Source organism: Photobacterium sanguinicancri (assembly GCF_024346675.1).
Taxonomy (GTDB): Bacteria; Pseudomonadota; Gammaproteobacteria; order Enterobacterales; family Vibrionaceae; genus Photobacterium; species Photobacterium sanguinicancri.
In genome coordinates, this window is the sequence record NZ_AP024851.1 from 743,942 (window position 1) to 763,391 (window position 19,450).

General features: G+C 42.8%; 18 protein-coding genes. 16 read left to right on the forward strand and 2 right to left on the reverse strand.

Features of this window, described 5'->3' with window-relative positions:
* Positions 1 to 36 precede the first annotated feature (36 nt).
* Entirely contained in the window at positions 37 to 981 is a 945-nt protein-coding gene (locus tag OCU87_RS20215; RefSeq protein WP_261859226.1) for a YeiH family protein, read from the reverse strand.
* 385 nt (positions 982 to 1,366) lie between these two features.
* Here OCU87_RS20215 and OCU87_RS20220 point away from each other — a divergent pair, with 385 nt between their 5' ends.
* Together OCU87_RS20220 and OCU87_RS20225 are read left to right on the forward strand one after the other, a co-directional pair.
* Positions 1,367 to 2,254 carry a phosphotransferase gene (locus OCU87_RS20220; RefSeq protein ID WP_261859227.1) on the forward strand — a complete coding sequence of 296 codons (888 nt, stop codon included), beginning with the start codon at positions 1,367 to 1,369 and terminating at the stop codon, positions 2,252 to 2,254.
* Positions 2,255 to 2,342: 88 nt separating this feature from the next.
* On the forward strand, positions 2,343 to 2,960 hold the full coding sequence (locus OCU87_RS20225) for a putative ATP-dependent zinc protease (RefSeq protein WP_261859228.1): 618 nt from the start codon (positions 2,343 to 2,345) through the stop codon (positions 2,958 to 2,960).
* Positions 2,961 to 3,031: 71 nt separating this feature from the next.
* On the opposite strand, the gene OCU87_RS20230 is transcribed toward OCU87_RS20225, so the two are convergent.
* A complete protein-coding gene (locus OCU87_RS20230) occupies positions 3,032 to 3,523 on the reverse strand; it encodes a hypothetical protein (protein ID WP_062689238.1) in 492 nt (163 codons plus the stop codon).
* Positions 3,524 to 3,821: 298 nt separating this feature from the next.
* Between OCU87_RS20230 and OCU87_RS20235 the strand changes: the two genes are divergently transcribed.
* From OCU87_RS20235 to OCU87_RS20300, 14 genes are all read left to right on the forward strand, one after another.
* Positions 3,822 to 4,757 (forward strand): LysR family transcriptional regulator, encoded by a 936-nt coding sequence (locus OCU87_RS20235; RefSeq protein ID WP_062689240.1) that lies wholly within the window; start codon positions 3,822 to 3,824, stop codon positions 4,755 to 4,757.
* Between the two features lie 193 nt (positions 4,758 to 4,950).
* On the forward strand, positions 4,951 to 6,060 hold the full coding sequence (locus tag OCU87_RS20240) for an NAD/NADP-dependent octopine/nopaline dehydrogenase family protein (protein ID WP_261859229.1): 1,110 nt from the start codon (positions 4,951 to 4,953) through the stop codon (positions 6,058 to 6,060).
* A gap of 64 nt (positions 6,061 to 6,124) precedes the next feature.
* The gene (locus OCU87_RS20245) at positions 6,125 to 7,531 is read left to right on the forward strand and encodes a YfcC family protein (RefSeq protein WP_094956879.1); all 1,407 of its coding nucleotides are present in this window, start codon (positions 6,125 to 6,127) and stop codon (positions 7,529 to 7,531) included.
* 362 nt (positions 7,532 to 7,893) lie between these two features.
* Positions 7,894 to 10,344, forward strand: coding sequence for a DmsA/YnfE/YnfF family dimethyl sulfoxide reductase (locus OCU87_RS20250; protein WP_261859230.1), 2,451 nt, complete (start codon positions 7,894 to 7,896; stop codon positions 10,342 to 10,344).
* 10 nt (positions 10,345 to 10,354) lie between these two features.
* Complete coding sequence (locus tag OCU87_RS20255; RefSeq protein WP_062689246.1) at positions 10,355 to 10,972, forward strand: DMSO/selenate family reductase complex B subunit; 618 nt, start codon at positions 10,355 to 10,357, stop codon at positions 10,970 to 10,972.
* A 1-nt stretch (position 10,973) separates the two neighbouring features.
* On the forward strand, positions 10,974 to 11,816 hold the full coding sequence (locus OCU87_RS20260; protein WP_261859231.1) for a dimethyl sulfoxide reductase anchor subunit family protein: 843 nt from the start codon (positions 10,974 to 10,976) through the stop codon (positions 11,814 to 11,816).
* Between the two features lie 87 nt (positions 11,817 to 11,903).
* Positions 11,904 to 12,554: a TorD/DmsD family molecular chaperone gene (locus OCU87_RS20265; protein WP_261859232.1), complete on the forward strand. Its 651-nt coding sequence runs from the start codon at positions 11,904 to 11,906 to the stop codon at positions 12,552 to 12,554.
* Between the two features lies 1 nt (position 12,555).
* The gene (locus OCU87_RS20270) at positions 12,556 to 13,152 is read left to right on the forward strand and encodes a ferredoxin-type protein NapF (RefSeq protein ID WP_261859233.1); all 597 of its coding nucleotides are present in this window, start codon (positions 12,556 to 12,558) and stop codon (positions 13,150 to 13,152) included.
* 304 nt (positions 13,153 to 13,456) lie between these two features.
* Positions 13,457 to 14,404: a YbgA family protein gene (locus OCU87_RS20275; RefSeq protein WP_261859234.1), complete on the forward strand. Its 948-nt coding sequence runs from the start codon at positions 13,457 to 13,459 to the stop codon at positions 14,402 to 14,404.
* Positions 14,394 to 15,284: a MerR family transcriptional regulator gene (locus OCU87_RS20280; protein ID WP_261859235.1), complete on the forward strand. Its 891-nt coding sequence runs from the start codon at positions 14,394 to 14,396 to the stop codon at positions 15,282 to 15,284. The genes OCU87_RS20275 and OCU87_RS20280 overlap by 11 nt, the downstream gene beginning before the upstream one ends.
* Positions 15,281 to 16,762, forward strand: coding sequence for a deoxyribodipyrimidine photo-lyase (gene phrB / locus OCU87_RS20285; protein ID WP_261859236.1), 1,482 nt, complete (start codon positions 15,281 to 15,283; stop codon positions 16,760 to 16,762). Before OCU87_RS20280 ends, phrB begins: the two co-directional genes overlap by 4 nt.
* A 57-nt stretch (positions 16,763 to 16,819) precedes the next feature.
* Positions 16,820 to 17,269 (forward strand): nuclear transport factor 2 family protein, encoded by a 450-nt coding sequence (locus OCU87_RS20290; RefSeq protein ID WP_062689257.1) that lies wholly within the window; start codon positions 16,820 to 16,822, stop codon positions 17,267 to 17,269.
* Positions 17,270 to 17,280: 11 nt separating this feature from the next.
* The gene (locus tag OCU87_RS20295; protein WP_261859339.1) at positions 17,281 to 18,012 is read left to right on the forward strand and encodes an SDR family NAD(P)-dependent oxidoreductase; all 732 of its coding nucleotides are present in this window, start codon (positions 17,281 to 17,283) and stop codon (positions 18,010 to 18,012) included.
* Entirely contained in the window at positions 18,009 to 19,388 is a 1,380-nt protein-coding gene (locus tag OCU87_RS20300; protein WP_261859237.1) for an NAD(P)/FAD-dependent oxidoreductase, read from the forward strand. The genes OCU87_RS20295 and OCU87_RS20300 overlap by 4 nt, the downstream gene beginning before the upstream one ends.
* The last annotated feature ends 62 nt before the right edge of the window (positions 19,389 to 19,450 follow it).

Below are 19,450 nucleotides of genomic sequence, written 5' to 3' on the forward strand. Positions count from 1 at the left end.
ATGCGCTCTCGTTTTTTGTTATGGAGGGAGGGTGGTTTAGCCCATTAATATATAAGTCAGTGATGAGCCGCCAATTGCTACCCAAAGCAAAACCCCAAGTACCAGTGGTTTAGCTCCTGATGCGCGTAGCTTTTGAACGGTAATGCCAGAACCAATCAAGAATAAACAAACAACAAGAAGTCGTTTAGACGCTGAGAAGACTAAATTATATAGGTCACTAAACTGCGGTAAATAATGGGCAATAGCGATAGCCAGGCAATAAAATACGATGAAATAAGGAACGGCAATCTTCTTGCTATCACCTTTAAACATTAGCGCACTTAAAAAGGCAATTGGAATGATCCAAAGAGCGCGTGCCAACTTAAGTGTTGTCGCTGTTTTAAGTGCTTCATCGCCGTATGCGCCAGCGGCACCCACAACGGATGACGTATCGTGAATCGCAATTGCAGCCCAAGTTCCAAAAGCGTGTTGGCTCATTTCAAATAAGTGGCCAAGTGCAGGGAAAACAAATAACGCAATCGAGTTCAAAACAAAGACAGTTGCAAGTGCCAACGATGTTTGATCATCCCTAGCATTAATCGCAGGCGCAACAGCTGCAATAGCACTGCCACCACAAATAGCGGTACCTGAAGCGATAAGGTGGCCTGTTTTGACATCAAGTTTGAATAGACGGGTAAGAATAGTACCAAGAATTAACGTAAAAAAGATGGAAGATACAATAATCCCTAGCCCTTGTTTGCTTGCGGTAATTGCTTCATTCAGATTTATACCAAAACCTAAACCTATAATGGAGTAGGCCAGAAGCTTTTTAGTAAAACCAGCAAGGTTAAGTTTTGCTGGAATTAAACCAAGACTAGCTAGGGTAAAGCCTAAAATAAGCGCAATAGGTGAACTAACGATAGGGAAAAAGCAAACAATGGCAATTAAATAAAAAGGAAGATCTGCTTTATGGATAGTAAAAGGTTTTTTAGCAAACTGCATGAGTGAATTTATGTCGGATGAGAATAGCGCCGAGTATACGTGAACCGATGGGTTTCGTTGAGTTAAATAAATTGATGCTAGGGTTAAGAAAAACTTAACGAAGGCCATTTAATCGGCTGGCGTTGGCGCATACGAATTATAATATAGCTAAATAACCTTGTTGTCTGATTGTTACTTGCTTGATTTCTAACTGTTGAGTTGTTGGTGTTCTTCCTTATTAAAAAATCACATTTTTGACTCAAAAAACTAGTAATCAGTAGTAAATTGTTGCATTGTTTTCTGTGTGGCCAGTAAAAACTTATGTATTTCAAATGGTTATTCTATTTTGGAATGTTTCGGTGTTTTATTGGTATGACACAAAGTGCATTGGCTTGGAAGGAATATTATGAATCAACAACAACTAGAGCGGATTGCATCAGATACGTTTCAAAAGTTGTTTGGTTTTCGGGCTTCATTTGTTCAAACCGAGCTGACATTTTATGGGTGTGTTGTATTCCTCGTTGCAGATAAGCAGAAAGTTGTCATCAAATTCTCTAAAGAAATGGGAAGATTGGCGAAAGAAATTCAAGGTCTTGAGCGATTATCCCAAATAGTCGATTGTCCTGTCCCTGCCATTTATTTCTACGGACGTGAAGAAGGGTATGACTACTTAGTTCTCGAGTGGTTAGAGGGGCAATCTGCCCACGAGTTACCACCTGAGACTAAAGCCATTGCCACTTTTGGTGAGCACTACACTGATATTCTTTTAGCACTGCATGAGTGCAGCCATGAAAAAGGTTTTGAGGTAGATGCTGACTCTTTTGCGCCAACATTAAGTGAAGCTTTTGAGCATTGGATGTTCCCTGTTTATCGGTATTTGATGAGTTCTGCTTCTCCGTTTTCAACTCAACTCAAAGGTAGTTTTGAACGGCTATGGGCATCACGCAAACAAGTATTAGCACCAATTAATCATGGTTCTTCATTGGTACATGATGATTGCCATATTGGAAATGTATTATTTGACCCAAAAACTTACAAAGTGGCGGCGTTAATCGATCCTTGTGATGTTGGCTTTAAGCACCGTGAATTTGATGTTTTTCATTTATACGATGTTCGCCCAGATCTCAATTTAGCAGACATTTATATGAAGAAAGCATCACTGGCTGATGGTTATCAAGCAAGACGATGGTTTTTGAGTTTATGGGATGATGCAAAGCATAGTCGGAATATTGGTTGGTATGATGAAGCATGGATCAGTAATAAATTCGAACGTTATTATCAAGAATGTGCTTGAGGCAACATTCTTTTACATGTTGGTTGGTGTTGAACGCTCATCACGCATAGTATTGAATTAATACCAGAATAAGAATAGGTGTAAGTGAATGAAAAAAGTCGCGGTAGGTCTTTTTGCTATTTTGCTCGCAGGGTGTGCACAACAACAAGCAATACAAGAACCAGTAGAGCCTGTTCCTGAAACAGAGAAACCGGCAGAAGTTAAACCAACAGATCCTGAGCTTAAGCCTGAAGTAAAGCCAGAGATCAAACCTGAAGTTAAGCCAGAAGTTAAGCCAAAACCTGAGATTAAGCCCAAACCAAAGCCAAAACCTGTTACCGCCACAAAAGATGGCAAGTTAATTTTAGGCAGCCAAGAAATTGTTTGGCTTGGTGCTGCAAAAACGCATGTAAAGGCGAGAGTCGATACTAGTGTTAAGGTCTCTACAATTGGGGTATCCAATATCCAAGAGTTTGAGCGTGATGGTAAAGACTGGGTTAAAATTAAAGCCGGTCAAGAAGAAGTAGAGTTACCCGTTGAGCGTTGGGTGAAAAGCAACAAAGAGCGCTTACCGATAGTAAAAATCCGTACGCGCTTGGGTGATCTTAATGAACGCACTGAATTTATGTTAGTAAAAGGCGCAGGCGTTGTTCTCGGTGAGAATTTCATCCGTGATGTCGCTGTTATTGATGCTAACCGTAAATTTGTTCAACCAAAATCGAAATAATTTTAGTTAGTTATAAAAAAAGAGCTCTAGAAGCTCTTTTTTTATTTTAGTAAATCAGCATGAATGGAAGATTAGAATGTAAAAGTCATGCCAATATTTAGATTAGGGGACAAATCATGAGGTACAAAGGTATCGGAAGATCTGAAGGCATTGAAATCTCCACCAGCTCGTAGACCTAAGTTAGGTGTTGCTTGGAATATATATGATGCACCGATACTTGCTCCTTTACTTGTTTTTGTTTCACCAGCCCCTGACCAATTTTTCTGACCATCATAATCTGCTAGACCAAATTCAATTTGTAAGCCGTGAATTTTAGATGCGCCGAACATATGTTGTGCACCGATACGATAGGTGTCAATCTTTTCGTCGTAGTTGAGTTTTTTGTATTCAGTGCGGCTGTAGCTAACAAAGACAGCATCAAAACCCAAAGTGTCTGTCAATCCTGCTTGTAGCCCGAATCCGTTATATGCACCAATTTTAACTTCAGGAGATAAGTGAATATCAGCGATGGCTGGTGCGCTAATCAATGCAGAAAGAGTAAGAGCAAGGAAGGCTTTTTTCATTATGAATTCTCTATATTTGATTCGATGCATTAACAATAATGCGTAGATACAAAGCCTCCTTGCTTCATGCTATTTATTTCAGTGACTGTATTTCAATAGCAGTATATTAATGCGACGAAACCATCACAGCTAATTAGCTGTGCTTATCAGTGTGTTGAATGAAATTAATCAGTGGCAGGATTTAATCAGCGATGAAGTGAATAATAATCACAGATTACACATTGCGTAAAAGCGCTTACTCGGGAGGTTTGGTAATCTTCTGTCCACTCTATATTGTGCTTAACGAAATAAATTAACTATGAAGTTGTCTCAATTAAATGCTTTCCGTGCCATCGTTGAATGCCAGACAGTGACTGCTGCTGCTGAACGCCTGAACTTAAGTCAGCCCGCCGTGAGTCGAGTGCTAGCCGGTTTAGAAGACCGATTGGGATTTAAACTTTTCACTCGGCAGCGAAATCGCCTCGTGTTGAGTGATGAAGGGCAAGCATTTTATCTGGAAGTAGCGAAAGTTTTTGATGCGGTCTCTGGGTTAGATAATGCCGCAGATTCAATTCGATCACACCATTTTGGCACGCTCAATATTGCTGCAATGCCATTGTTATCTAATGCTTTTTTACCTCGAATTCTTGCTTCTTTTCTTAAGCAATCACAACAGCTTAAAGTCGGCTTTAAAACCTATCGTTCAGAAGATGTGATGCGTCGAGTACAAAGCCAAACAACCGATATAGGCTTTGCTTTTATTGATGAGCCGCTAGCGGGAGTGAAGGCACAGCGGGTTGAGTGTGAATGCGTGTGTTTATTGCCAAGTGACTCTCCGTTAGCCAAAAGAAGCAGTATAGATATTTATGATATTGCCGATCAGGTGGTAATTCGCCATGAGAAAGATATTACGCAACGACGTATTGACGCCTTATTAAGGCGTTACGGTCTCTCTACGATTGAACATATCGAAGTATCCCTTGCCAGTACGGCTGCTGCACTTGTTCGTGAGGGGATTGGTATCGCGATAACGGATCCATTTACGGCGCATATGGCAAGTGAACATCCGGCTGTGGTGATGAGGCCACTTGTGTTTGGTTTACCATTTGAGTTCGATATTTTGTACCCCGCTTTAAAACCCGTTCATCGCCATGCGGAGCATTTCATTGAGCAGTTCCTCTTACAAGCCGATGATATGGATATTTACTTGAAAATAGGACCAATGCGCGATCTGGATATTATCGATAATGTGTAAAGTCACATTATTGCTTGGTGTATGTGATGATTGTGGCTGTTAGTTTAATTGTTATTTATTAGTTGCTTAGCGCCATGGTTTTAAGGGGGTATTACTTTTTTGCATACTAGTAGTAAAGTGATGCATTGGCGAGAAGCACACGAAACGCCTTAATCTGATTTTAGGAAAAACAACCAGATTAAGGACACAAATCATGGCTAATAAAGTCTCTATTATCGGCTCTGGTAATGCCGGACTAACCGCGGCATACCACTTTTCTCTTCAAGGCGCGGACGTCTGTTTATTTGGTGCTAAAGGGTTTGATCGACCGTTGGCTGATATTGAATCTCGGGGCGGTATTGAAGCGCTATCTTCGTTTAACGATGTACCTCTTACATATTCAGGCTTTCAACAAATAGATAAGGTCACGCGTGAGTTAGAGCAAGCCATCGCGTATTCAGATTTACTGATTTTACCTGTTCCATCTTTCGCCCAAGAACCATTGTTCATTGAAATGTTACCGCATCTACATGATGGTCAAATCATCATGCTGATGCCTGGTAATTATGGTTCATTAGTACTTAACCGCATAAAACAAGAACAAGGTTATGGCGATCTTGATATTACCTTTGTGGATGCGATTTCTATTCCTTGGGCAACCCGAATTGTCGGCCCAGCAGAAGTTGCGATTTTAGGTATGAAAGAATTTTTACCTGTGGCCGCTTTACCTGCGAGTAAAACACAAGAGGTGATTGCACGGCTACAACCTGTGATGCCTTTACCCTTAACCGCGTTAGATAACGTGATTAGTGCTGGGTTAGAGAATATCAACTTTGGTGGGCACCCATTACTGACTACGTTAAACATGGGTTTACTTGAAAACTTTGATGGTCAATTTAATTACTACAAAGATTGCTGCTCTATTTCTACTTCGAAAGCCGCAGCCGTTATGGAGCAAGAGCGTCAAGCTGTGGGTAAAGCGTTGGGCTTAACTTTGATCCCAGAACTTGAGGCAATGAATGCGTTATACGCAATGGAGTGTGAAACCGTTTATGACGTAAACCGTACATCAGAAACGCATGGAAAGTTAAACAGCGCACCAAACTCTGCTGGCAACCGTTACATAACAGAAGATGCAGCCTTCTTATTGGTACCGTGCTTTGAGTTTGGCCAGTTGGCTGGCGTAGCGACGACCATGGTGACCTCATGTTTACACATTGATAATGCCTACAACGATACAAACTATTTTGAGCAAGGACGTACCTTAAACAAAATGGGGCTATCGGGCATGTCAGTTCAAGAAATCATGGATTTCGTTGCATAAAAAGAAGGTGGAAAACCACCCAAAGTGGGGCGTATCAATCGCCCCACACAATAAGGACATCATAATGAAAAAACTAAAATTTCCTTCTGCCTACACAATTTTAATGATCCTGACGGTTTTGATGGCGGTACTGACGTGGATGATCCCTGCGGGCCAATATCAAATGGAGAAGAATGAAACACTCGGTCGTATGGTGCCACTGGTTGGTTCATACCAAACTGTTGAAGCAAATCCTCAAGGTGTGATTGATGTATTGATGGCACCGATTCAAGGCTTTTACGATCCAAGTAACTATGCTGCTCGCGCAGTAGATGTGGCTTTATTCGTACTTGTTATTGGTGGCTTCCTTGCTGTAGTGACGCGTACCGGCGCGATTGATGCGGGTATTGCAGGTACAATGAAGCGCCTTAACGGTAAAGAAAAATGGATGATCCCCATCCTAATGGGGTTATTTGCACTTGGCGGTACTGTTTATGGCATGGCTGAAGAAACAATTCCATTCTATGCCTTGTTAATTCCCGTAATGATTGCGGCGGGCTACGATAGCATAGTGGGTGTTGCCATTATCATGGTCGGCGCAGGTATTGGTTGCTTGGGTTCAACCATTAATCCCTTTGCGACTGTGATTGCCTCAAACGCGGCTGAAATTAATTTCATGGAAGGTGTTTGGCTACGTGTAGCAATTTTAGTGATTGGTTGGCTTGCTTGTGTGTTCTACGTTATGCGCTATGCCGATAAAGTAAAACGCGATCCATCACAATCGCTTGTTGCGCATCAGAAAGAAGATAACGAACGTCATTTCTTACATAGCAAAGAACAAGAAGCCCCGGAACTGACAGGCACTCGTAAAGCCGTGTTAGCCATATTTGGCGCGACCTTTGCTGTCATGATGTGGGGTGTTTCTGTGGCAGGCTGGTGGATGGCAGAGCTTTCTGCATTGTTCATTGGTGCAAGTATTGTAGCTGGCTTAGTCGGTAAATTGTCTGAAACCGAACTGACCAATAGTTTTGTTGATGGTGCGCGTGATTTACTGGGCGTGGCGCTTATTATTGCCATAGCGCGCGGTCTGGTTGTGGTGATGGACAACGGTAACATCACGCATACCATTTTGAACTATGCCGAAGGTTTGCTAGGCGGTTTGAGCCAGGTGGCTTTTGTTAACGCTATTTACTGGGTTGAAGCGGTACTGTGTCTGGTCGTGCCATCATCTTCAGGTCTAGCTGTACTTTCAATGCCAGTATTAGCACCGCTAGCAGATTTTGCTGGAGTAGGGCGAGAGTTGGTAGTAACGGCATTCCAATCGGCTTCAGGTTTACCCAACTTGGTGACACCAACATCGGGTGTTGTGATGGGCGGGTTGGCCATTGGACGTGTCGCTTATTCGTCATGGCTACGTTTCATTGGACCATTGCTGGCGTTTTTAACTGCGATGGTAATGGTACTACTTAGCATTGGTACTGTATTAAGCTAAGCAAACGTTAATAGCGATAATGAATAAATGCAGTGTGAGTGAATAGATATACATCTGCGTTTACCAAAAAATACAAACAGAAATGAAAATAAAACAGCTACCTTAACGGTGGCTGTTTTTTTATGTGAAACGATTGGGAACACAATGTGATAATGCGATTCAATTCAGATTGATAAGGGTTTTCATGCAGCATTCTAGTGCGATTAAGGGCTATTTTTTGCCAGCATGAAAACATGATTTTTATCACGTGATTTTGTAAATTTATGCATTTCCGATTTGTTTGTTGACGCTTATCAATAAGCCTAAAGGGGTAGATGACAGAATTGACACAATTATAAATAATAATTAATGAGCGATGTGTCATGACCAACAAATTAAAAGAAATACTCATTCCAACACTTACGCGGAGGGGGTTTATAAAGTCCTCATCTGTTATTGGTGGTTTAGCCGCTGTTACTAGCGCAATTACTTTGCCATTTAAATCAAGCAGTGTTCAAGCAAGTGACAAAACACCAGCTGACGAAAAAGTCGTCTGGAGTGCGTGTACCGTAAACTGTGGTAGCCGTTGTCCTTTGCGTATGCATGTTGCTGATGGCGAAATCAAGTGGGTCGATGCTGATAATACTGGTACCGATAATTACGCAAACAAAGATGTGCAAGTGCGTGCCTGTTTGCGTGGGCGTTCTATGCGCCGTCGTGTCTATAACCCTGACCGCCTAAAATACCCAATGAAGCGTGTAGGTAAGCGTGGTGAAGGTAAGTTTAAGCGCATCTCGTGGGATGAAGCCTACAACGAAATTACCAATAGCATTAACAGTATCAAAAAAGACTATGGTAATGAAGCGTTCTACCTGAACTACGGTACAGGTACGTTAGGCGGTACAGTGACCAAGTCATGGCCTCCTGGTTCAACCTTGATCGCCCGTTTGATGAACTTAACAGGTGGTTACTTAAACCACTACGGCGATTACTCGACAGCGCAAATCGCCAAAGGCCTAAGCTATACCTATGGTGGTTGGGCAAACGGTAACTCTTTCTCGGATACTGAAAACAGTAAACTGATCGTTCAATTTGGTAACAACCCGGCTGAGACGCGTATGTCTGGCGGTGGTTTGATTCACCACTTGATTGAAAGTAAAGAGAAATCTAACGCTAGAATGATCATGATTGACCCGCGCTACAATGACACAGCGGCAGGGCGCGAAGATCAGTGGATCCCAATTAAACCGGGTACCGATGCCGCATTCATTTCCGCAATGGCGCATGTAATGATCAAAGAAGGTTTGGTCGATCAGCCTTTCTTAGATAAATACTGTATTGGCTATGATGAAAAAACCTTACCAGCCTCTGCACCTGCAAACAGTGACTACAAATCTTACATTCTTGGCCTTAGCGAAGATGGAGTAGAAAAAACACCTGAGTGGGCCGCGCCTATTACGGGCATTCCTGCTGACATCATTATCAAAACCGCCCGCGAGATTGGTTCAACTAAGCCTTGTGCTATCTATCAAGGTTGGGGCTTACAGCGTACCCAAAATGGAGAAATTGCCTCTCGTGCTATTGCCATGTTGGCCTTACTAACAGGTAACTTAGGTATTCATGGTGGCGGCTCTGGTGCGCGTGAATCTGATTACAATATCCCATTTGTCCGTTTCCCAACCCTAAAAAACCCTATCGAAACCTCTATTTCTATGTTCCTTTGGACTGATGCGATTGTGCGTGGCCCAGAAATGACGGCGACACGCGATGGGGTACGCGGTAAAGATAAGCTTGATGTGCCAATCAAGTTTATTTGGAACTACGCGGGTAACTGCTTGATCAATCAGCACTCCGACATCAATCGCACCCACGACATTCTTCAAGATGAAAAAGCGTGTGAAATGATCGTCGTGATTGATAACCACATGACCTCTTCTGCTAAATATGCCGATATCGTACTGCCAGATTTAACTACGTCTGAGCAAGCTGACTTCTGCATGGATGGTAAAGCAGCCAACATGCCATATTTCATCTTTGCTGATAAAGCGATTGAACCGCAGTTTGAATCACGTGGCATCTATCAGATCTGTGCAGATTTAGCCGAGCGCTTAGGGGTGGGTGAAGCCTTTACTGAAGGCCGTGACCAAGAAGGTTGGTTACGCCATTTGTATGCCGAAACCTTAAAGCTGGATCCAACGCTGCCCGATTTCGAAACCGTGCGTAAACAAGGCATCGTGAAACGAAGCGATCCTAATGGTCACTATGTGGCTTATCAAGCCTTCCGTGAAGACCCAATAAACAACCCACTGAATACACCATCGGGTAAAGTGGAAATTTATTCGGAAGCCTTGGCTGAAATCGCGGCTGAGTGGGAATTACCTGAAGGTGATGTGATTCACCCACTGCCAATTTACGTGAGTACCTCTGAAGGTTGGGATTCACCAAAACGTTCAGAATTTCCACTTCAGTTAACGGGTTTTCATTATAAGGCGCGTTGTCACTCAACGTACGGCAATGTCGATATTTTGAAGCAAGCAGCACAGCAAGAAATGTGGATTAATCCGATGGATGCTGATCGTCGTGGTATTAAAAATGGCGACCGTATTCGTATTTTCAATGACCGTGGTGAAGTGCGTATCAACGCTAAAGTAACGCCTCGTATGATGCCTGGTGTGGTCGCGTTAGGTGAGGGTGCATGGTATGCGCCAGACGGTAAAAAGGTTGACCATAACGGTTCAATCAACGTTTTAACCTCTCAAAAACCAAGCCCTCTGGCTAAAGGTAACCCTCAACATACCAATCTAGTTGAAGTTCAACTAGTGAAAAAGGCGTAAGGACTGAATCATGAAACAATATGGTTTTTATATCGACTCGAGCAAATGTACAGGTTGTAAGACTTGTCAGCTTTCTTGTAAAGACGTGAAAGACTTAGGTGTCGACAGAAGCTTCCGCCGTGTATACGAATATGCTGGCGGTAATTGGGTAGAAGAAAACGGCACATACCGTCAAGATGTTTTTGCTTATTATACTTCTATTGCCTGTAACCACTGCGATGAACCAGCGTGTGCCAAAGTCTGTCCATCGGGTGCAATGCACAAACGCAAAGAAGACGGATTCGTTATTGTTGATGAAGACGTTTGTATAGGTTGTAAACACTGTGCCAATGCCTGTCCTTATGGCGCACCGCAATTTGATGCTGAACAAGGTCACATGACTAAGTGTGATGGTTGTTATGAACGCGTAGCGGAAGGTTTAGACCCGATTTGTGTGGGGTCTTGTCCACTGCGTGCGCTTGAATTTGGCCCAATTGCTGAATTGCGTAAAAAGTACGGAACCAATGCCGATGTTGCACCGCTTCCTTCTTCATTAATCACTAAGCCAAATATCGTGATCAAACCTAACCGTCATGCGCGTCCAACAAATGACACCACTGGTCACCTTGCGAATCCTAAGGAGGTTTAAGATGAGTTATCATGAATTGTCTTTGGTGCTATTTACAGTGCTGGCACAGATGGCGGTTGGCGCGTATTTAATCATGAGTATTGCTAACTTGGTGACAAATTCACGTGTTGATGTGAAAAGCAGAATTACCCGTAATATGTTTTTTGTGTGGGTCGTAATGGGCTTAGGCTTTGTTGCTTCTTCGACACACCTTGGTAGCCCAATGCGCGCAATGAATGCATTAAACCAAGTGGGTATAAGCTGGTTGTCCAATGAGATCCTGACAGGCTCAATGTTCTTTGCTTTTGGTGGCCTTTACTGGTTATTAGAAGTATTAGATAAAGGCACAGAAGGTGTACGTAAAGGCTTGAAAGTAGCCGGAATGGTGGCAGGTGTTGCCTTTATGTATTCAATGGTGAATGTGTATTTGATTGATACTGTTCCAACATGGAATACACCGTACACAGGCTGGTCTTTCTTACTGACTATGGTTGTTGCGGGTGCTATTTTTGCGTCAACCTTGATGCACAATGCGCAGTTTGATGATGCGAAATATACGCGTGGCATTCAAGGCTTAGTGGTAGTGGCGATTATTGCCATGATAGTAGTGACGATGTCACAAATGGTGGCATTAGCGAATATCCAATCCTCGGTCGTTGCCGCTCGTGATTTAGTGCCTAACATGGCAATGCTGCAAGGTAGCCGAATTGTACTGCTTGTTGCCGGTGCTGCGATTGCACTGTTTGGTATTAACCGCATCAAGGGAAGTGTTGCCTTGCCTGTTGTTGGTTTAGCGCTTGTGCTAGTGGCTGAATTACTTGGTCGTAATATTTTCTTTAATCTTCACATGACGGTAGGTATGTAATTGCCGATCTAAGTGTAAGACATTAATAATCTAAAACCGAGGGGGAGCCGTTCCCCCCTCATTTTAAAGTTAAGTACGAGTTACCATATGCAGAATCTAACTGACACATCAACCGAATTAAGCCTTGATGATGTGAATACAATGAGCAAAATTTTTGGCTCATTATTTTATTTCCCACTTACTCATGAAAATAATCAAGCCATTATTGACCTGATCAAAGGCAGTGATGATTTAGAGCATAATGGCTTTGCAGATTTTGTTCACGCAGTAGCATCTGACACAAGTGATGCGCTCAATGATGACTTTTTCTTGTTGTTTGAAGGTGGAGAAACCATGGTTGCACCACCGTGGGGATCGGTTTATCTAGATAAAGAGCAAGTCGTTTTTGGTGATTCCACCGTACGGTTACGCCAGTTTTTAAGGGCAAACAACATTGAATTAAACACTGGGATGCGTGAGCCTGAAGATCAATTTGGCTTAATGCTGTTTGCGATTAGTCAATTGATTGAACAGTCTCAAGCGCATCAGTCTCAGCAGAACGTGTCTGAAGTACAACAACAAGTTGAAACCTTATTTACTGATCACCTTTTACCTTGGTGTATTCATTATTTGAGTCTGGTTGAAAAGTACTCAACAACAGACACTTATCAACATCTAGCTGTATTGGTGAAAGAGTGGTGTGTCGCGGTGCAAAATGCTTGGCAATTAACGCCGCTATCATTAAAGGTTTACCGTTAATATGGCAGAAAAGGACGAGCGTTATTACAAAGCCTATATGGAACACAAAACCATTAGTCGGCGTGGTTTGTTTCGTGCTTTAACGTCTGGAACCAAGAAGGCATCGGCTGACGCTTCAGCAGCCGATCAAGATCTGGTTACCGAGCAATTAGATGCAAGTCAAGTCGTCAGAATGGTAGCGCGTCCACCGGGTGCTATTGATGAAGTGCTTTTTCAGAAAATATGTACAGGGTGTTCTGAGTGTGAATCTGCCTGCCCAGAAAAAATCATTCATATTGACGGTGGTTTAGCGCTCTTAGACGTTGATTATGGTTATTGCAGCATGTGTGGGGAGTGCCAGAAAGCTTGCCCGACAGGGGCTTTGCACGCTAAGAAGCCACACGATAAACAAAATGACACCGAGCTTAGGCCCAATTTCAGTAGCAACTGCCAAAATCGCTTATATGGTGAGTGTGAGCTGTGTGCCGAGCAATGTCCACACCAAGCAATTTCTATTGCAACATTTAGCTTGCCTAAATTGGAACAATCAAAGTGTGATGGTTGCTCTCGCTGTAAACAAGCTTGTCCGTTTTCAGTGATAACTATGAAGCTGTCATAGCTTAGATCGCAACAGCGAATCCCATAGATGAAAAGAATTACAACGGCAAAAGTGTGATACCACAACTTTGCCGTTTTATTCTTTATTGACCATGATCTTTACTTCTATCTTCTTGTTGTCGCCTGAATTTTCCATCCAAGACCAAAATCAATAATTTGCATTAACCGCATGAATGCAATCCCAATATCATATTAGCTTTGATGCTCATTAACTTATACGAAAATTTTTTTTGTACAAGAGTGATCCATTTCCTATCCTTAGTTGTACAAATGGTAAATATTGTATAACTAAAAGGATAAAACTCATGGGTATTCCAGTTGGTGTAAGCGCATGTGTTATTGGTCAGAAAGTTCGTTTTGATGGCGGACATAAACGCAATGCCTTCGTTGAAGAGCAGCTAGTGGATTATTTCGACTTTCAGCCAGTTTGTCCTGAAGTGGGTATTGGTTTACCTGTGCCTCGTCCAACAATTCGTTTGATGAAAACGGAGCAGGGTGATGAACGCTTGGTTGGAACCAAAGATACGACCAAAGACTTCACTAAAGAAATGCTGATTTTTAGTGATAAGAAAATTCCAAGCCTCAATGAGCTCCGTGGTTACGTTGTGTGTGCAAAATCACCAACTTGCGGTATGGAGCGCGTCAAATTGTATATGGAAAATGGTAATACTATCCCCGGCGGTACAGCGGGTATTTTCACTCGTAAGCTGATGGAAGCTATGCCGTGGTTACCCATTGAAGAGGATGGTCGACTACAAGACCCGTTCTTGCGTGAAAACTTCGTATTTAGAGTGTTCACCCTGAATGATTTCTATAACTGTATGGGTAATGAACCCACACGTGCCAAGTTAGTGAAGTTCCACTCCCGTTATAAATTAGTCTTGATGGCACATTGCCCTGTAGCTTACAAAGCTCTTGGCCGTATGGTGGCTGAAATTGCAGATTGGGATCTTGACGAGTTTTATCATAGCTACCGTTTGCAATTCATGGAAGCCATTAAAAATAGAGCAAATCGCCGTAATAACACCAATGTATTAATGCACCTTCAAGGTTATTTCAAACGCGATCTTGATAAGCAGCAGAAAAAAGAATTAGCAGACCTGATCATGGATTATCGTCTTGGCAACATGCCATTACTGGCGGCTCTGACTCTCATTAATCACCACTTACAGCAAAATCCAGATGCTTACTTACAAACACAAGTTTTTCTAAATCCATATCCACAAGAGTTGAAACTACGCTATGCGATGTAATACACGAGCGGGTGGCCATCAAGAGAATGATTGGCATCAAGTTAACCGTCAGTACGCTATTAGTGAAGTCTCTGAAAAGACGGGTGTAAATACGGTGACGTTAAGAGCGTGGCAAAGGCGCTACGGCTTACTTAACCCAACGCGAACGGAAAAAGGGCACCGTTTATATTCAGATAGCGATATTGAGAAAATTCAGGCCATTTTAGTCTGGCTTGATAAAGGGGTTTCTATTGGCAAAGTAAAACCGTTATTAGAACAATCGCCATCAAATGTTGTGAGTGCAGAGGCGCTAGAAATTACCTCTGATGTACTGAACGGTATTGATGGATTTAGTAAAGATTGGCTTGAAAAAACAGTGCTCCAACTCTTAAAAGAATATCCATTATCTGTGTTAGAAAAGCAGTTTTTTTCACCCATACAGCAGCACTTAAATGGATTGGAAACGCCACTTTCAGAAGCTCAGCGTGCGTTTTGGCTAAGCCTTTGTCGCAAATGTTTAATCTCGACAGAAGCGCAAATCAAGTCAAAAGCGAAACAGCTCGTGTTAGTCATGAGTTTTGATGACGTGTACAGCTACAAATTACCGCTGGAATTACTGAGGGTGAAGCAGCAGGGGAAAAGAGCGTTGTTGTTAGAGAACTACCAAGGACATTTACTGGGCTTAGATAAAATGCTCACTCAGATAGGCGCTTGTTCTATCGTTATTAGTGGAGAAAAAGCCCTGCCAAGTAAAGCGCTTAATGAGCTTTCTACTTGGTTAACAAAGGTGGATATCCCCATTCAAATTACAGGAACAATTAAGCAGATTCATCCTGAATTATCTTTGCTAGGTTCGGGGAGTGCTTTAGCGAACAAATCTGATACCGAGGTGAAGGCATGAGCAAATTAGTCTGGTTCCGTAGTGATCTTCGTGTTGTTGATAACACGGCATTGCGACATGCATGCCAATATCGCCAAGCTTCTGAGTCAGTAATCGCACTTTATATTGCAACACCTATGCAGTGGCATGAACATAATGAAGCGCCGATAAAAATTGATTTTATTCATCGTCGCATAGTTGAACTTAAACAATCTTTAGCGGCATTGAATATTCCGTTAATTGTAAAAGAAGTCGCTGACTTTGCTGCCGTGCCAGCTTGCATCCTCGCACTCGCTCAGGAGCATCAGGTTAATCATGTGTTTTGTAATAAGCAGTATTTAGTCAATGAAAATCAGCGAGATTTACAAGTTGGTGAGCAACTTGCGTCACAATCTATCAAGCTAAGTGTGCTTGATGATGATTGCATTATTGAACCCGGGCGAGTGCTAAATAAACAGGGTGATCCGTTTAAAGTTTTTACGCCTTTTCGTAAAACATGGGTGAGTGTTTATCACGATCAAGTTGCTTCACGGGGAGTGGCACTTGTACAACCAGCCCCCGAAGCCATCACTGATATTGATGCTAGAGACGATGATGCTATAGACGACTTACATTCACCTAGCGCCCCACACTTTAGTTACCCCGTAACAAATAGTGTTGATTGGGCCGTGGATGATGAAGCGATTCGCCAGCGTTTACTGACATTTTGTTATGAAAAAGCCATGGATTACCACACTAACCGTGATTATCCCGCAATAGATGGCACGAGTTGTTTATCGCCTTATCTCGCGATAGGTGCGCTGTCTCTTCGTCAATGTTTTCACACGCTAATGACAGAATACCCTGAGTGTTTAGAAAACCCAGAGTCAGGGGCGTTTACTTGGTTTAACGAATTAGTATGGCGTGAGTTTTACCGCCACCTAATGGATGCGCACCCTAAATTATGTCGTGAAGCGCCTTTTCATGATTGGACTAAGTTTGTCCGTTGGCAAAACGATGAAAACCACTTACGTGCATGGCAACAAGGTGAAACTGGTTTTCCTATTGTGGATGCAGCAATGAGGCAGCTAAAAGCGACCGGATGGATGCATAACCGTCTTCGTATGATAGTCGCGAGTTTTCTTACCAAAGATTTGTTAATTCATTGGCAAGCTGGTGAGCAATGGTTCATGTCTCACCTGATCGACGGCGACATGGCATCGAATAATGGCGGGTGGCAATGGGCAGCTTCAACTGGCACAGATGCACAGCCATACTTTCGTGTATTTAATCCGACAACTCAAGGTCAACGTTTTGATCCAAAAGGTGAATTTGTTCGTAAATGGATAAAGGAATTGAAAGATGTTCCAGATAAATTCATTCACAGCCCACACCTTTGGCTAGGTGCACATACGCTGAGTTACCCCAGGCCAATAGTGGATCATAAACAAGCAAGATTGCTAGCGATTGAAACCTTTAAACGAGCCAATGAACAAGGGAAGTTACAGGGTAGCGTTTGATGGGAGTAGAGGGGGCTAATCAACCCCAATGATTGTTAGTCGTCAGAGGATAAGACCATGACTCAAAGCGTTATAGATAGTTCTGACCAAGTATTAGCAAACTTTATTGCGGTATACAGTCAGTTAGGAAAAGACAATTTAGTCGATTTAGAGGCTATCTATCACCCTAACATTGTATTTGAAGATCCAGCCCACCGAATAGAAGGCTGGGATGCGCTCCATGAGTATTTTGCACAGCTTTATAGCAACATCACGAGTTGTGATTTTCAGATTCACCATTCGTTAGTGGATGAAAAACAAGCGTTTGTGCAGTGGACAATGACATTTTCGCATCCTGATATAGAGAAGGGAAAACCACGCACTGTTGAAGGTTGTACTCGGTTAGAGCTTGATAATGACAAGGTGGTCTTTCACCGTGACTATTTTGACCTGGGTGAAATGATTTATGAAGGCGTGCCGTTATTGGGCAAAGTGATCCGCCATATTAAGACGAGGTTAGGTCAATGAGTGTTAAACCCGTGGCTGATGTTTTGATTACAGGTGCGAGCTCAGGTATAGGTCTGCAACTCGCCCTCGATTATGCCAATAAAGGCATGCAGGTGATTGCCTGTGGACAGAGCCAAGAACGCTTAAATGCACTTTCAGCACAAAGCGATAACATACAAACGCTGGCGTTTAATGTGACCGATTTAGCAGCGACCCAAGCGGCGCTAGACACCTTGGTCGTACTTCCTAAGCTGATTATTTTAAACGCAGGCACTTGTGAATATATCGACAACGGTTGTGTCGACACCGCGTTATTTAAACGTGTATTTGATGTGAATGTGTTTGGGTTACTTCATTGTGTAGAAGCCATGCAAGAACGTCTTGATAGCCAGAGTCATTTAGTTTTCGTGGGATCTACAGCCAGCTATATTCCTTTGCCTCGGGCTGAAGCTTATGGTGGTTCGAAAGCCGCGCTTAGTTACATTGCCCAAACCTTAGCTATTGATTTAGAACATAAAGGCATAACGGTAACCTTGGTTAGCCCAGGTTTTGTTAAAACACCGCTAACCGACAAAAATGATTTTCCTATGCCCATGTTAGTGACCCCTGAAATCGCATCTTCTTGCATTCGTAAGGGGATTGCTGCGGGTAATAAAGAAATTCATTTCCCCAAAAAATTCAGCTTCATTTTAAAAGCAATTGCGTTGTTACCTATGGGGTTACAGCAGTCAGTCATTAAACGTATGACAGGGAAGACAGCATGAAAATAGCAATTATAGGTTCAGGGATTTCTGGGCTGACATCCGCATGGTATCTACACCAAGACCATGACATTACTTTATTTGAAGCGAATGACTATATTGGTGGCCATACCGCGACAGTAGATGTAACCGTCGAAAGTGGTGATTATGCGATTGATACTGGTTTTATTGTGTTCAATGACCGTACGTATCCGCATTTTGAAAAGTTAATGGCCGAAGTGGGTATCGTTGGTCAACCAACCGAAATGAGCTTCAGTGTACGTAATGAAGATACTGGACTTGAGTATAACGGCCACACGATTTCAACTTTGTTTGCCCAAAAACGTAATTTGTTTAGACCTTCGTTTTATCGCTTCTTGAATGAAATTTTACGCTTCAATAAACTCGCAAAAACGGCAGCCAGTGAAGGGGATGTTAATGAGTCTCAGACCCTAGGTGCATTTTTAGCGCACCATAATTTTAGTGACTATTTTGCGGTTAATTATATTTTGCCTATGGGGGCTGCAATTTGGTCGTCAACCCTGTCGGACATGCGTGGTTTTCCATTAGGTTTTTTCCTGCGTTTCTTTTTAAATCATGGCTTATTGGATGTCACTAATAGACCGCAGTGGGCAGTTATTCCTGGTGGTTCACGCGAGTACATTTGCAAAATGACGCCCGCTTTTGAACAATCTATCGCGTTAAGCACCCCAGTCCAGCAAGTGATTCGCCACGCCGATGGTGTGACAGTGACCAGTGCGCGCGGAGATGAACAGTTTGATCATGTCATTTTCGCCTGCCATAGCGATCAAGCATTAGCATTACTGGCAGATAAAACTCAAGATGAAATTGATGTACTGTCTGCAATGACTTACCAAGATAATGAAGTGGTACTGCATACTGACACCAGTCTACTGCCTAAGGCGCGTGCAGCATGGGCTGCATGGAATTATCACCTGCCGAAAACAGAGCCGGTTACAGTTTCTTCATCATCCGAATCGGAACAAGAAATAGACCCGCGAAGCCAACGTCTGGCCGCCTTGACGTACGACATGAATATACTGCAAGGGATTGATTCCCCTGAAACCTTCTGTGTGACACTGAATCAAACCGACCGAATTGATCCAGATAAAATTCTTCGAACGTTTACGTACGCACATCCGGTATTCACGACTGAATCCATTGCTGCGCAACAGCAACGCCCACGTATTAATGGCGTGGAGAATACATGGTTCTGTGGTGCGTATTGGTATAACGGCTTCCATGAAGACGGGGTAAGAAGTGCGCTAGATGTCGTGAATAATATTAACCTAATAACCATAGGGCAAGGTACTTCCAGTACGCAACGTCCACATGCTGCTGCCTTTCAAGCAACAGCCTGCGATTCAGGACAATTCTGATGGATAGCGCGATCAGAAAAACTATCACGGAAAGCGAAGCCTTAGCCTCGGACTTGTCTCAA